General features: G+C 43.4%; 9 protein-coding genes. 6 read left to right on the top strand and 3 right to left on the bottom strand.

The window, feature by feature from the left end:
- The first annotated feature begins 191 nt into the window (after positions 1-191).
- From AC5JPO_RS03570 to AC5JPO_RS03580, 3 genes are all read left to right on the top strand, one after another.
- Positions 192-2,972, top strand: a complete 2,781-nt coding sequence (locus tag AC5JPO_RS03570; protein WP_493853287.1) for an AAA family ATPase — start codon at positions 192-194, stop codon at positions 2,970-2,972.
- A gap of 225 nt (positions 2,973-3,197) precedes the next feature.
- Complete coding sequence (locus AC5JPO_RS03575; RefSeq protein WP_493853288.1) at positions 3,198-4,337, top strand: helix-turn-helix transcriptional regulator; 1,140 nt, start codon at positions 3,198-3,200, stop codon at positions 4,335-4,337.
- An 81-nt stretch (positions 4,338-4,418) separates the two neighbouring features.
- Positions 4,419-5,066 (top strand): TerD family protein, encoded by a 648-nt coding sequence (locus tag AC5JPO_RS03580; RefSeq protein ID WP_319050232.1) that lies wholly within the window; start codon positions 4,419-4,421, stop codon positions 5,064-5,066.
- 185 nt (positions 5,067-5,251) lie between these two features.
- Here AC5JPO_RS03580 and AC5JPO_RS03585 read toward each other — a convergent pair whose 3' ends face one another.
- The gene (locus AC5JPO_RS03585) at positions 5,252-6,235 is read right to left on the bottom strand and encodes an ion transporter (protein ID WP_493853289.1); all 984 of its coding nucleotides are present in this window, start codon (positions 6,233-6,235) and stop codon (positions 5,252-5,254) included.
- A 799-nt stretch (positions 6,236-7,034) separates the two neighbouring features.
- On the opposite strand from AC5JPO_RS03585, the gene AC5JPO_RS03590 reads away from it, so the two are divergent.
- A complete protein-coding gene (locus tag AC5JPO_RS03590; RefSeq protein WP_493853290.1) occupies positions 7,035-7,661 on the top strand; it encodes an OmpW/AlkL family protein in 627 nt (208 codons plus the stop codon).
- Between the two features lie 213 nt (positions 7,662-7,874).
- On the opposite strand, the gene AC5JPO_RS03595 is transcribed toward AC5JPO_RS03590, so the two are convergent.
- Complete coding sequence (locus tag AC5JPO_RS03595; RefSeq protein ID WP_493853291.1) at positions 7,875-9,593, bottom strand: 2-oxo acid dehydrogenase subunit E2; 1,719 nt, start codon at positions 9,591-9,593, stop codon at positions 7,875-7,877.
- A 25-nt stretch (positions 9,594-9,618) separates the two neighbouring features.
- Positions 9,619-12,432 (bottom strand): pyruvate dehydrogenase (acetyl-transferring), homodimeric type, encoded by a 2,814-nt coding sequence (gene aceE, locus AC5JPO_RS03600; protein WP_443524259.1) that lies wholly within the window; start codon positions 12,430-12,432, stop codon positions 9,619-9,621.
- 579 nt (positions 12,433-13,011) lie between these two features.
- Between aceE and AC5JPO_RS03605 the strand changes: the two genes are divergently transcribed.
- On the top strand, positions 13,012-15,066 hold the full coding sequence (locus AC5JPO_RS03605; protein ID WP_493853292.1) for a hypothetical protein: 2,055 nt from the start codon (positions 13,012-13,014) through the stop codon (positions 15,064-15,066).
- 249 nt (positions 15,067-15,315) lie between these two features.
- The gene (locus tag AC5JPO_RS03610; RefSeq protein ID WP_420230407.1) at positions 15,316-15,783 is read left to right on the top strand and encodes a hypothetical protein; all 468 of its coding nucleotides are present in this window, start codon (positions 15,316-15,318) and stop codon (positions 15,781-15,783) included.
- Positions 15,784-15,798 lie beyond the last annotated feature (15 nt).

The following is a 15,798-nucleotide window of genomic DNA, read 5'->3' on the forward strand; positions in this document are numbered from 1 at the left end:
TTATTCTTTTTTTATTCATTGTGCTATGTCAATTATCCAAATATGATACAAAACTGCGCTCAATGACTTCGCTAACATGCGGCTACATCTTGTAAGATGTCTTTATTGAAAGTGATAGTTTTAGAACAAATAAGCCTCGTATAAAATACCATACCCCAATCTATACCTTTAAGATGATGTTTTAATATCCTATGACTGATCAACTCCGCACCCCTATATCTCAAATACCAAAAGACGCTAACAATATGGTACTACCTACCGCTGACTCAAAAAATAATCAGCAAGACACACCTAATACGCCCAATCCTATTTTTATAGAGGTTCAGCAAAATTGCCGCATATCGGCTGAGCAACTAAAGCGCTATAGTGACCCTGATGAGCTGCCTACAGACACCCGCACGGCACCGGACTTGGATGTTGGTTTTGGTCAGCAGCGCGCACTCAAAGCATTGCATACGGCTCTAGATATCAAGGCTAGTGGCTACCATGTATTTGCTGCTGGTGAGAACGGTTTGGGCAAACGCACGGTTATTAGTCGCCTGCTTACCCGCATTGCCGCTGATGCACCAACGCCTGACGATTGGGTCTATGTGCATAATTTTACTGATCCCCGTACGCCGCTCGCACTGCATCTACCTGCAGGTCAAGCAGTACAACTACAGCAGCACGTCAATAGCTTATGGCAACAAGCCAAAAAGCGACTGAGCCAACGGTTTCGTAGTGACCAATACCAAAGTAAAATCGAAGCGATAAAGAACAATACGCATCAAAAAGAAAGTCATGCCTATGATGCGCTAAACGCTGAAGGCAAACAATATGACTTAGCTTTGACGTTTCGCTCGTTTGATAATAAAGCAGTTTTTGTTCATCCCAGTCAACTGACGACAGACAGTAGCAGCGACCACTCAAAGGATTCAAAATCACCTAGCAATGATGATGACTCATCGCCGATAAATAGTACCGAAAAAGCTAATATACCAAGTAACGATACAACTAACGGTAATGAAGATCAAAATAATGCCCAAAATTCTGAGTATGGCAATAGCGAGTACGAAGCGGAGTTAAATAACTTTGTACAGAAAAACCATATGCAAAAACGGCTCAGCCAACTGACCATTGCTTTAGAGCAGTTAGAAGATGAAGCCAACGATGCAATCGAGTCATTGCATCGCAGTATCGCACACCGTGCGCTACAACCTTTGTTTGCCCCTATTTATGAGCAGTTTGCCACGCACCCGCTTGTTGTTGATTACCTCAAAACTGTGTTTGCCGATATGGTTGCTCATGTAGAGCTCATCGTCAACGGTGATGACGAAGAATTTGTGTCGGCAGTATTAACCACAACACCCAGCCGTTATGCGGTCAATATTATTGTCAGCCACGTACCAGACAGTGGTGCACCTGTTGTCTTTGAAGACCTGCCGACTCACCTTAATCTGTTGGGTCACGTTGAGCAAATCACTCAATTGGGAACCGTAACCACTGATGTCAGCATGATTCGTGCAGGCGCCCTGCACCGTGCCAATGGTGGTTACCTGCTCCTAGAAGCCAGCCATTTACTTGAGCACCCTTATGCATGGCAAGGTCTAAAGCGCGCGCTACAGTCTCGCAAAATTAAGCTCTCAAGTCTTGAGCAGATGCTAACCCTAACAGGTAGCTTGTCTTTATCACCTGCGCCCATTGATCTTGATATCAAAGTGATCTTATTAGGTGAAGCAGACTTGTACTATGAGCTGTTAGAGCTTGAGCCTGAGTTCGATGCAGTGTTCAAAGTTCGCGCGGACTTTCATGATGATGTGACGCGCACCAGCGAGCATGAATTGGCACTGGTAGCGAAAATGGCAGACATCATTGACTACGCCGATCTGTATCCGTTCGATAGTAGCGCGCAAGCCACGTTACTTGAGCATTTGAGCTTGCAAGCTGAAGAACAAGACCGCTTGAGCTTACATAGTGACTTGCTCATCAAACTGCTACATGAGTCTAACCGTCATGCGCGTTTGAGCGCACAAAATATGGTTACTGCTGACCATGTCATTCAAGCAATTGACGACATGGATGAGCGCTCAGGATACTTGCGTGACCTATATTGGGATGAGCTCAAAAACGGGCAACAACTGATTCAAACGCAAGGCAGTGCAGTTGGACAGGTCAATGCCCTGACTGTCGTCAGTTACGCTGATAGTGAGTTTGGTATGCCTGCTCGTCTCACTGCGGTTATTCAACCTAATATTGGTGCAGGCGAAATACTTGATATTGAGCGTGATGTAGATTTGGGTGGTAGCTTGCATGCTAAGGGCATGCTGATCATGACCAGCTATTTGCGGGCGCTGTTTAGCCAGCACCATGCCCTAAATTTTAGTGCCTCGCTCGCATTTGAACAAAGCTACGCTCATATCGATGGCGATAGCGCCACTGTCAGCGAAGGCTGCGCCCTACTATCCGCCTTAGCCGATGTCCCCATTGATCAATCATTTGCCATCACTGGTTCCATGAATCAGCTGGGTGAAGTGCAGGCTGTTGGCGGCATCAACGCCAAAATCGCTGGATTTTTTGATGCCTGCCGTGAGCAAGAACTCACAGGTGGGCAAGGCGTGGTTATTCCGATGGCCAATGTCAAACAACTGATGTTACGTGACGATATCATTGCTGCTGTAAGAGACGACAACTTCCATATCTATGGTGTTTATACATTGCGTGAAGCCTTGACCTTGATGACAGGCCTACCCATCGACACCATGAACAAGAAAGGTCGATATCGCAAAAATACGCTATTCGGTAAAGTTCTGGATCGTCTAATGCTGTGGGATGAAAACCAAGATGGCGATGATGATGTCGATGATAAAAAGTCAAAAAAGAAAGAGAAAAAAAGGCGTAAAGCAAAGCGTCAGAAAAAAGAGGATAAGAAAAAGGAAGAAAATCGTAAAGACGAAAATGGTGAGACTGAAGTCATTGATGATGAATCGCTTTAGTACCCACTAGCTTTAATATCTACTATATTAGTCTTCATTATTAAATACAGAGCGTTCGATATGGCGTCGACTGTACGAACGTCCCTAGACGCCACGATGCTTTTCTGCGATGATAAACGGCTGCTAACTGGTTAAAACCTATAAAAAATTAGCCTTTAAAGTATTAATCTTGAAAATGTTGACCTACAAAAAAATGACCTATGACTTCATAAAGGGTATCTCTTAATGACTGTACGTCCTACCACTGCCAATGACATCCACGCTCAAGCCAACGCTACTGAGCAAGAGAATATGCTGGTGGCTACAGACAGCAACGCGCTAAAAGATAGCAATGATAACCGTCATGGAGCGGCGACGACTGCTCGTCAATGGCAGGTGTTGTCACAGCTACAGCGCAATCGCTGGGTAGGCACCACCCATATTTACGAACAGCTCATGATGGCAGGTTTCGATATCAGCCTACGTACTGTACAGCGTGATTTGAATGCGCTGGCCAAACGCTTTCCTATCGAAAAAAACAATGCCAATCCTCAAGGCTGGCGCTGGAAAGAAGATGCCCCGCTACAAAGCTTACCGCACATGAACTTATCGCAAGCCGTTGCCTTCAATATGGTTGAGGCCAATCTGACTCAGCTATTGCCACCTGTCATTTTAGATGAGCTGTTCCCTTGGTTTGACTTGGCAAGGCGACAACTCAAAAACAGCAAAGTGACACACTCATGGATAGACCGCGTTCGTATCGAGCCTGCGACCCAGCCACTCATTGCGCCACACATAGACCTAGATAGCAAAGACAACATCTATCATGCGCTATTTTATCAGTTGCAAATCAATGCCTGCTATACTCGCAGCAATAAGTCAGAGGCCAGCGAGTATACGTTAAACCCTATTGCTATCATTCAGCGCGGTGTGATTATCTATCTACTGGCCACTCGTACCGATGATCCAGACGTCATTATTCGTACCTTTGCACTACACCGATTTGATAGTGTGGAGATTTTAGAAAGTACCGCACAGACCCCAGATAACTTTCAACTCGATACGTATTTGGACGAAGGCAGTATGGGGTTTAGTCACCCGTTTTTCGGTGAACTGGCTGAGCGTGGTAAAAACACCACCATTGAGCTACAATTTACGCAGCAAGCAGGTAGAAGCCTCACCGAGAGTAAATTGAGTGACGATCAGGTTGTCATAGCAAATGATGACGGAACCTTAACGATAAAAGCGACGGTTAATCTGACCTCACAACTGGTTTGGTGGCTACGTGGTTTTGGCAATGGGTTGTTAGATGCTAAGCCTGAGTTGTTATACCAAGCGGTATTAGACAAACCTCGAGCGACAACGAATACTGATAGTGACGTCTAAGCTAAGTAATACTTAGACCACAATATGCGCTAATAACCAAGAACCAAGAATTAACCACTAAGAATTGAAAAAAGGAATGTTATGCCGACCACTGCCCCATCACCACTGCTTTCCGACAGTTTAAGAGGACTGGGCTTGGATACGGGAACCTTATTTTTTGCGCTCAATTATGAATTTACCAAGATTGAGCCAAAAGGGTTATTTAAGCGTTTTAAAAAGGACAAAAGCGCGGTCGATATCGACTTAGCGTGCGTCTTATATGATGACAACTGCATCATTAGTGACATTGTCTGGTTCAAACAATTGCGTGATAGAGCCGAATCAGTCAAGCATCAAGGAGACAGTCTAAATGGCAAGGATCGCGGTGAGCAAGCCATGTATCTTGCGCCACTTGACCAAGAGCAAATTAGATTGGAGTTAGAAGAAGTTCCAGAACATATCACTCATATTGCGTTGCTTGCCAACTCATACCATGGTCACGCGTTTTCAAGAGTTAAGAAAGGCGAGATTCATCTGAGCGATGACGAGGGTAACCGCTGTTTTGAAGTCAACCTAAAACAGCTGCCACGTGACTGTAAAACACTTTGGGTTGCTCATTTGCGTCGTTCTGTCGATGACTGGCATCTGACGCTCCAAAACCTACCACTAGATGCAGAAGATCTATCAAGTGCAGCACAGCAAGTTGCCCATGAGTTGGCACGTGCGATGCCGATTCCTCAGGGTGTATAGTCCTAGATATACATTATCAACAAATAATACAATGTAAAAATGGTGCTGTGTTTTGATCACATGGCACCATTTTTTGATCGCACACACCGTTATCTGGTGACTGTTTAGATTACTATTTGAATGGCTACTTCAATAGCTACCTTAGTAGCTACTTCAACAAACACCTACTCCTATCTAATTTTTATCTATAAGACCTCACCACAATGTGGACAAAAATTCTTTTGACGGTCCTCTACTTCTTTTTCGCGGCGCTCCAACTCTTGTTCACGCAGCACTTGTAATACGATATTTTGCGCCTGCTCTTTGTCCAGTCCTAGCTCGCGGCGAATCTTATCAATCATCATCTGATTCTGTACCAGATCAAAGTCGCTATCGATCAGCTGCTCTCGGAAATGCTGCTCCAGCTCTTCACGCCGCTGCGCAAGCTCATTTGCAAGACCCGTCGCCAGAATACCTGCAGGCAGGGCCGCAAGACCTACACCCAATATAGTAATGATTGCCCCCAATATCTTGCCAGCATTGGTGATTGGGGTTACATCGCCGTAGCCCACAGTAGTAAGCGTAACTACAGCCCACCACATCGCTTTGGGTATCGACTCAAACTCTTCTGGTTGGGCGTGATTTTCAACCAAGTAAATACCGCTCGATGCCGTCACAATCATGATAATTAATATAAAGATAACAGCTTGAAACGAGCCTCGCTCCTTACTGATAACCACCAGTAGAATACGCATGGACGCAAAATAGCGAGTCAGCTTTAGGATACGGAATAAACGCAGAATCCGTAGGAAACGCAAATCAATCGTGACAAAGAAGTTTAGGAACGCTGGGACAATCGCTACCAAATCGATGAGTGCTGACGGGCTTCTGATCCAATCCCAACGCTGCTTCCACGTTGTATTGTCAGGCTTGGCTTCAGCGACGCTCCATAATCGCAACAAATACTCGATAGAAAATATCACAATAGAGAAGTTTTCAAACCACGTGAAATATTCCTGATACGGGTAATACCAGCTATCTACTGACTCCGCTATCACGGCTGCCACATTGGTCATAATCAAGAATATAAGAAAATAATCGAGATAACGACTAAATAACGTGTCGTGCGCTTCGTTTTGCAAAACATCATAAACAAAATGACGCAAGCGCCGTATAGATTGGAATAGCATGCCGTCCCTATGCGGTGAAACACCGGTATTATATTAGTAGAATAAAACAGTGATCATAGAATATGACTACCTATATGTTCAAAAAGATAGCTCATTTGATGGAGCGCCTGACAGCTTATGATAGCCCCTGACTTGAAGCCACCCGTATTACTCATAGTTTTATCATACTTGACCATAAAGGGTTACGTAAATTTTGAATAATAGATATAGACAGATATGAGCAGCATCAGTGCGGTTGATAAAATAGAGAGTCTTAAAAACTGCTCATCAGCAATGAGCTGTTGGCTTATATCTTGAGCAGGCACCAAAAACAAATTGCATTCAGGGCAACAAGAGTCTACCTGATTCAATATCTTTGTAGAGCGTGCATTCTCACAGCGTAGAGGAGAATTACTACAATAACCGAGCATAATATATTACGCCTCTTGTCATATCATCAATATCAATTCCATAAGCCATTATAAATCGTTAATAATTTGACGCTCATCAACTCTTCGATTCAGATAACCATTATTATCTCAGTTTTTTGAACCAGTTATATCAGAGTATCACAATGCGGTTGTACCCTATCCCACAATAATTAGTTTTTTAACAGTCAAAAGCTGTCAAATAATTCCTTCTATCGTTAGTGACTAAATAAAAGCGCTTAAATCTCAAATTAAAACCTTACAATAAATGTGGTTTTAAACTATAATGATGCCATGATGTTACAGATTAACTATCTATTATAACATTATGTATCAGTGTACAATGCCATCCCTCATTTCACTGACCCTTTTCACATTTTAGGAACCAACCAATGAAACTACAATCCCTAGTTTTGGTAGCTGCTGCACTTACGATGACCACTGCTTTCGCTGTCCCTGCTGGCACATGGTCCGTTGCCGCTGGCGCCCATATGGTCGACCCAAAAAGCGACAACGGTACATTAGTCGACGGTACGCTAGCAGTAAAAGTGGATGATGATATCCGTCCAACGATCAGCGGCGAATACTTTATCGCTAATAATGTTGGTGTCGAATTACTTGCAGCCATCCCATTTCATCATGACTTTGACCTGAACAACGCTGATGGCAATGAAGTTTTGACAGGTAGTACCCAACATTTACCACCTACGCTTTCTGTACAGTATCACTTCGATAATGACAGTATGCCAATGAATATCAAGCCTTTTATCGGTGTTGGTGTGAACTACACGACATTTTTTAAAGAAAGAATCTCTAGTGGTGGTGATTTAGATCTTGATGATAGCGTTGGCGTAGCTGGTCACGTAGGTCTTGATATTCCTTTTGCCCCTACTGAGGCATTCCGAATCGATGCACGCTACATGGACATCAAAACCGACGCTACTTTAGACGGTAGTGATATCGGTGAAATTGATATCAGCCCTTGGGTATATGGCGTTGCCTTTGTCAAACAGTTCTAAGCCAATCAAGTATCATGACTCAAAAGAGCCAGCTTATTAGCTGGCTCTTTTATACTTACTAATTACTGTTTATCACTTGCTACTCACTATGACTACCATCTACACCTAGCCTAATCATTAAATAGCTGTTTTTAGAATAGTGGTTTCTAGAAACGAAAAGCAAGCCATAAAAAAGACCATCCGTAGACAGTCTTTTTTGTTTATCAGTGAGTGTTAGATCAAGATACGACGTGGATCTGCAAGCAAGGTCGCAACATAGCGGGTAAACACCGCGGCATCGGCACCATTGATAACACGGTGATCATAAGATAATGATAATGGCAGCATCAGGCGCGGCTCGAAAGTCTGCTTAGCATCATTCCAGACAGGCTGCATAGTGGCTTCTGAAGCCCCCAAGATACCTACTTGTGGCCAGTTGACCAGTGGTGTAAATGCGGTACCACCTAGGATACCTTGGCTTGAGATAGTAAAGCTTGCCCCTTGTAGATCTTTGGTACTGAGCTTCTTATCGCGAGCCTTGACAGCAAGCTCACCAATCTCAATTGCGATTTGCTTGATACCTTTATCTTGCGCATCCTTAATAACAGGTACAATCAGACCATCATCAGTTGCTACTGCGATACCCATATTGACACTCTTACGCAAAATGATTTGCGTATTGTCATCGCTTAAATGACTATTAAAGCGTGGATGCTGCGTGAGCGCATATGCAGTCGCCTTAACGATAAAGGCCAAGATAGTCAGCCCAACCCCTTCAGCTTTCATACCGCCTTTTAACTCACCACGTAGTTTTTCAGTCTCGGTAATATCAGACAAATCAAACTGTGTCACTTGTGGTAGCAAAGTATTGTAGTTCAGCTGCGGTATTGATACTTTTTGCAGACGGCTGAGGTCTTGGGTTTCTGTCTCACCCCAAACCTCTGTATTACTCATATCAGGCAGTTTCGGTAGACCTGAACTTACGGCACTGCTGCTCGCAGGCGCTGCTTTTTGCTTGGTCAGGCTGTCTTTGACATGGGCAAACAGATCTTCTTTTAGGATACGATCATTTAATGCTGAGCCAGTCACTTGTGTGATGTCAACACCTAACTGACGCGCTAGCTTACGCACGGCAGGACCTGCATACACATCGACCAATTTTTCATTGACCTGTGCTTCAGTGAGTTTACCCTCTGGCTTGCTAGCAGCTGTATCAGTATTGGTCGGTTTGGCAGCTTGTTTTGGCTCACCAGTGGTTTTAGGAGCTGTTTTATCTTCTGCTTTAGCTGGTGCTGACTCTTGTGGTTTAGAAGCTTCAGACTCACTATTACTCGCATTATCTGTACCGCTTTCCATAATAACGATAAAGTCCTGACCGTTAGCAACCATATCTCCTGCTTCGACCAAGATTTTTTCGATCTTACCGGCAACGGGCGCTGGTACTTCAACTGAAGCTTTATCAGATTCGATCAATAAAATCGACTGTTCAGCGCTCACCGTATCACCGACGCTTACCATGATTTCAGAAACCTGTGCTTCATCAACACCTAGGTCAGGCAACGCATGAGTCGTTGCTTGACCAGTAGCAGCTGGCTTAGCAGGAGACTCTGATTGCTCTGATTCAATAGTATCAGGCTCAGATTTTTCTTCTGTTTCAGCAGATGTGTCTTTTGTAGTGTTCTCATCTTGTTTGTCATCAGCAGTGCTATCACTATCATTGCTATCATCTGCACTCTCAAGCTCAATGAGCACCATACCTTCACTGACTTGATCACCAATAGCAATGCTAATTTTAGTGACTTTACCAGCAGCGGAGCTTGGCACTTCGACTGATGCTTTGTCAGACTCTAACAACACGATGTTGTCGTCTTTTGCGATGACATCGCCAACTTCTACCATAATCTCGCTGACTTCGGCGCTATCCACACCTAAATCGGGGGCTTTAATGTCCATGATTTATTTCCTCGTCTTATGGTTATTATTCTTTGACATCACTATCATCGAGTACATTTGCATCTGCTTGGTCTTCAGCGCGTCCCTCATCACTGATTTCATCATCATCTTCTTCAACAAACTCAGGAACAGGTTTTGGATTGACATTACCTGGTGCTGGTGCATCTGGAGACTGATCATAATAAGACTGCTGTTGCCATGCAGGTGGATGATCCACATCGATACCTAAGCTTGAAATCGCGTCTTTGACCAAACGCATCTCAACTTCACCCTCATCTGCTAGACGCTTCAGCGTTGCCACAACGATATGGGCGGCATCAACGTTAAAGAAACTGCGTAGGTTTTCGCGCGTGTCAGAGCGGCCATAACCATCAGTACCCAAAGTCGTATAAGGACGGTTGTCTGGTAACCAAGCACGAATCTGCTCTGAGTAGTTACGCATATAATCTGTCGCAGCAACCACGATACCTTCGTGCGGTGCCAACTGCTCAGTAACCCAAGGCACTTTTTCTTCATCCATTGGGTGCAAGCGGTTGTAGTCGTCGCAATCCATACCATCACGAGTCAGCTCGTTAAAGCTGGTAACGCTCCAGACGTTAGATGTGATATTGAACTCATCTTTTAGTATCTGTGATGCTTTTTGTACTTCGCGTAAGATCACACCAGACCCTAACAGCTGTACTTGTGCTGAGCCATTATCTTCTAATAAGTACATACCGCGCTTGATACCTTCTTCGCTTCCTTCTGGCATTTCAGGTTGCTCGTAGTTTTCATTCATCAGCGTCAAGTAATAATAGACGCGCTCGCCTTCACCATACATACGGCGCAGACCATCATGCATCACTACCGCCAGCTCATAACCGAAACAAGGGTCATAGGTGACGCAGTTCGGTACGGTATTGAATAGTATCTGTGAATGACCATCCTGATGCTGCAAGCCTTCGCCGTTAAGCGTTGTACGACCAGCTGTTGCACCTAGTAAGAAACCTTGTGCCTGACAATCGCCTGCAGCCCAAGCCAAATCACCCACACGCTGGAAACCAAACATTGAGTAATAGATATACATCGGAATCATTGGCAGGGCGTTCACAGAGTAGCTGGTTGCCAAGGCAATCCACGTACTCATTGCGCCCGCTTCGTTGATACCTTCTTCTAGCATGTGACCATCGATGGCTTCTTTATAACCCATCAACGCTTCACTATCTTCTGGCGTATACTTTTGACCGACCGCTGAATAGATACCCAATTGACGGAACATGCCCTCTAGACCAAATGTGCGTGCTTCATCAGGTACGATTGGTACAACGCGATCTTGGATGTCTTTGTTTTTGAGCATCGCAGATAGCAAACGTACAAAGACCATCGTGGTAGATTGCTCTTTGCCATTACTGCCTTTTAATACGCGATCAAACATCGATAGCTCAGGAATATTAAGCGGGATGTGACCACTACGGCGGTTGGGCAGATGACCCCCTAACGACTCGCGGCGCCCTTTGAGATATTTCATCTCCGCCGAACCTTCTTCAGGGCGATAGAATGGTAGGGTCTCTAGTTGCTCATCAGTAAATGGCAAATCAAAACGATCACGGAAATACATCAAGGCTTCTTGATCTAGTTTTTTGATCTGATGTGACTTGTTAACGGCTTGCGTTTGAGTAGATAAGCCGTAGCCTTTGACAGTTTTGACCAAAATAACGGTTGGCTGACCTTTTGTCTTCATTGCTTCACTAAAAGCAGCATAAACTTTCACTGGATCGTGACCACCACGGTTCAGACGTGCAATCTCTTCGTCCGTCAGCGCATCTGCCATCTCTTCTAGCTCTGGGTATTTACCAAAAAACTCTTTTCGGGTAAATTCAGGCGTACGTGCTTCATATAATTGGTACTCACCATCGACCACTTCTTCCATACGATGTTTAAGCACGCCGGTATGATCTTTACTAAGTAATGAATCCCAGTTGCCACCCCAGATAACTTTGATGACGCGCCAGCCTGCACCGCGGAACACAGACTCTAGCTCTTGAATGATCTTGCCATTACCACGTACAGGACCATCAAGGCGCTGTAAGTTACAATTGACTACCCATATCAAGTTATCTAGCTTCTCACGACCAGCAAGAGAGATTGCGCCTAAGCTTTCTGGCTCATCTGTTTCACCATCACCCAAGAACGTCCAGATTTTACGACCTTCTTTTTCTAGTAATTCGCGGTTTTCCATATAGCGATGTACATGGGCATGGTAAATCGACATGATGGGACCAAGTCCCATTGATACCGTTGGGAACTGCCAATAATCGGGCATTAAGTATGGATGTGGATAGCTTGATAGACCTTTACCACCCACTTCACGGCGGAAGTTATCAAGCTGATCTTCGGTCAAACGACCTTCTAAATAAGAGCGAGCATAGATACCTGGTGCTGAGTGACCTTGGTAATAAATCATATCGCCACCGAAATGATCGCTGGCTGCTCGGAAGAAATGGTTAAAACCAGTCTCATAAAGCGTTGCACTAGAGGCGAATGTCGCTAAGTGACCACCCAAGTCATCATCGTTTTTGTTGGCACGCATAACCATGGCAAGTGCGTTATAACGAATCAAAGCACGTATCTTACGCTCCATGCCTAGATCGCCTGGATACATTGGCTCATCTTCTGCAGCGATACTATTGACGTAAGCGGTATCTAGTCTATTAAAAGGCAGGCCTTCTTGAACTGCCATGTTGTACAACGCCTTTAGTAGAAACTGGGCACGGTCCTTGTCTGCGTGTTTGACCACAGATTCAAAGGCTGCCAGCCACTCTTGGGTTTCGGTGCTATCAGCATCCTTATAATAATTCATTGGTGTTAATCCTTTTATATCAGTCGTACCTGCCTATATGGCAGGGCTTTGTTAAATACTGGTGAGTGATGGGATATCGACTTACTGATGGCTTCCTTGCTATCTTCAATCATTCCATTGTTTTGTGCGGTGGTATAGAACATGATGGTAAAAAACACTGCTACGGTGAGCTGACTTGTACATCAAATAGATGCCATGACAAAACAGCTCATACTGTTATCCCTGTATATCCTGTCATAGATGATTTTGACAGTCCATTATAGGCGTTTGCGAGGAAATTGTTTATGGCTGTAAAGAAATGGAGAAATAACAAGTATTTTTTAAATAAATAACGATTAGTTTTTTTAAAAATGATTACTGATGACTCACTGAGAGAGATATAATTTTGTTGAATGTGCAAAAACAAGTATAGCCTTTGCAGTAGGGGTTCAGCTCTCTAAATATATTATCTGGAAAAGCTTTCTGCTATTCATACCCTATAAATAGACTTTCGTCTCATTTTTGTATATTAATTGTCACTTAAATATTATTCTTATAACAAAATTATATCTACATTCCATCCTTGCTCTCGGAGCTATTATGAATTCGTCTGTTGAACTATCAGCTCTTAAGTCGAGAGTAACGCGTTGGATAGCTTTGCCATCTTTGTTGATACTATTGCCCAACTATCTGGCTTTGGCGGCAATTACGACTTGCCCTGCTAACTTTGTGTCTGATGAGTTTGCAAGCACTGATTACAGTAACTTAGGATCGACAGCATCGCCACCTATCCTTGGTGTAAACCAACTTTTAAACGGTCTCAGAAGTGAAAGTTACACTATTGCTTCTAACAGTTTAGTGACTACTGGCAGTTTAGATGCTGGCGGCTCAAATTTTTATAGACCTAAGACGCTAGCAGGCAACCTTCAATCGTTTGAATTTTTTCAGGATTTTACTAATAAGGGATCGTCTCGTGCGGTCTCATACACTTTTAAAAACAGTTTCACCAACGAATCTCAAGCCCTTACCAATGTCAGCTTAAGTATTTATGATATAGATGTGAACTATTTAGGTACAGGGACAGGAAACGGAGGAACAACAGCAGGTACTAGGTATTTCGAGTTTTCCGACCAAGTAACAATCACTGGTTTTACTAGTGCGGGTGCTAGTGTGACGCCAACTTTGACATATAGAGGCACCGGAATAACGACTACTGCACCCTATCGTCAAACAACTACTACTGGTAGCGTTTTATGTAGTACAGATTCTGTAGATGAGAGATGTAAAGTATCCGTTGCTTTTAATCAACCTATCGTTAGAGTAGATGTGTCTTATGGCAATAACCCTAACCTAGAATACTACGATAATACTACTGGCACTGTAGGTAACCCTGGTGATCAGCTGATCAACATTGTATTTGATGGTTACTGCTACCTACCACAGCCGCGCCTAACATATACTAAAGTTCTCTCTTCTTCTCGTAAAACAAATACCGATCAATTTACTGTTCAAATCAAGGACAATGCAGATAACTCAGTTGTTACCAACGGCATCAGCTCGGTCACTACATCGGGTTCAGGCAATACAGTTACTACGGGCACAGGCACTACAGGAACCTTTAAGGTGAACCCTGCCAAGACCTATACACTGACAGAAGCCGTCTCAGGAACGACCAACCTAGTAGATTATACTGCGTTATATGCATGTAGAAGATCGGATGGTACAACCGTTACCACTTTAGATCCAAAAAATCTCAAGCTTACGTACGGAGATAATTGGGCATGTACAATCACAAATGACAGATCCAATTATGTCTTTTCAGGTATTGTATTTAACGATAACGGTCAAATTACATCTCCAGCCAAAGATGATGTCTCTACTAAATATCTAAATAATAGTCTTTATTTTAATGGTAGATATGACTCACCAACTGAATCTGGAATCCCCTTTACCACTGGTCACACCATTACTTTGAATAAATGTGCTGGTGATAGTGGGACGTTTTCGCCTCAAACAGTGAATATCAATAGTGACGGTACCTACAACTTCAATTTGACATCTGCACAAGTTGGCAGTTACACAAGACTCTGTGTCACTCAGAATGAACCTAGCAATTATGCATATTCTGTAGACACGACAAGCGATGTGCGACAAATAAACATTATTAATAGTCAGTACAACTATCCTAGCAATGACTTTGGTGATGTCATCCAAGAAAATGCTGCATTAGTATTAATCAAAAGTCAGTATGTTCATGACTGTAGTCTAAATAACCTTGCTACAATTGGTGTCAATTATGAAGGTAGTGCTAACAGCGCGTATAGTATAAAACCAATATCTGGCATTGTGCCAGGACAATGTATCGCTTATAGAATTGAAGCCATCAACCGGGGCAACGTTTCTCTGACAGATATTGTTATCAAGGATACGCTACAGAGTAAAAATGACTCTAATAATTCGCTGATTACCTCTACCTTAGTTAATCCAACACCTATTGGTGAAAATAGCGGCACTCCATCATTTGCAACAAACTCGGTATCTATTGGTAACAACGGTACAGTGACTACCAATACTTTTTCTTTAGGTGCTACTACAGCCACTCGCCGTCAGGCCATTCGTTTTAATACTAAATATGGTACTACCATTAGTAAATAAACACCTGTGTATCAAATTACTGAATACTCAATCAAGCCCTATCTTCCTAGATAGGGCTTTTACCGTTTGGTCATCTCGAAATACCATTTGTCGTCTTTATAATGAAAGTTTGTATTGGTTACGTGACAATAGCTTAAAGGGAGATGTGTGCTTTTTACAGACGAGCCTGATATCTAGTTATAGACAGCCTCACTGGAGCCCAAAGCATCAATATCCCAATGATAGCAACGGTATAAGAAAGGATTTTATATGAAACGTTTCAAGATTCTACGCAATGTTCTATTAGCAACGGTTGCTTCTACTTGCATGTTAGGCCTCGCGCATGCTGAAGATGCTCTAAAGATGGAACTGACTGCCAATCAAGTCATCAAAAATGCTGACGGTAAGACAGTCTATACGGCAGTACGTACCGCACCAGCAGGTACTGTCATCCAATACAAGGCAACTTATACCAATACCATTAATAAAGATATTAATGATCTAATGGTGACTCTACCTATTCCTGCCAACATGACCTTTACTGGTGATGCGATGCCTGCAAGCGCACAAGCTAGCACTGATGGCAAGAACTATGCTGATATGCCGCTAATGCGCAAAGTCGATGGCAAAATGGTTAAAGTGCCCTACTCTGAATACCGTACGCTACGCTGGAACATCAAATTACTACCCGCAAAAAAGGCAGCAGCTGTTGCCCTCAATACTGTCGTTAACAAATAACCCTTCATCCTTACT

This window comes from Psychrobacter sp. H25 (genome assembly GCF_059076335.1).

Bases quoted from the DNA above. Each gene is read 5' to 3' on its own strand.
- aceE (WP_443524259.1), bottom strand. From the start codon at position 12,432: ATGAATTATTATAAGGATGCTGATAGCACCGAAACCCAAGAGTGGCTG.
- AC5JPO_RS03610 (WP_420230407.1), top strand. From the start codon at position 15,316: ATGAAACGTTTCAAGATTCTACGCAATGTTCTATTAGCAACGGTTGCT.
- AC5JPO_RS03590 (WP_493853290.1), top strand. From the start codon at position 7,035: ATGAAACTACAATCCCTAGTTTTGGTAGCTGCTGCACTTACGATGACC.
- AC5JPO_RS03575 (WP_493853288.1), top strand. From the start codon at position 3,198: ATGACTGTACGTCCTACCACTGCCAATGACATCCACGCTCAAGCCAAC.
- AC5JPO_RS03580 (WP_319050232.1), top strand. From the start codon at position 4,419: ATGCCGACCACTGCCCCATCACCACTGCTTTCCGACAGTTTAAGAGGA.
- AC5JPO_RS03585 (WP_493853289.1), bottom strand. From the start codon at position 6,235: ATGCTATTCCAATCTATACGGCGCTTGCGTCATTTTGTTTATGATGTT.
- AC5JPO_RS03570 (WP_493853287.1), top strand. From the start codon at position 192: ATGACTGATCAACTCCGCACCCCTATATCTCAAATACCAAAAGACGCT.
- AC5JPO_RS03595 (WP_493853291.1), bottom strand. From the start codon at position 9,593: ATGGACATTAAAGCCCCCGATTTAGGTGTGGATAGCGCCGAAGTCAGC.
- AC5JPO_RS03605 (WP_493853292.1), top strand. From the start codon at position 13,012: ATGAATTCGTCTGTTGAACTATCAGCTCTTAAGTCGAGAGTAACGCGT.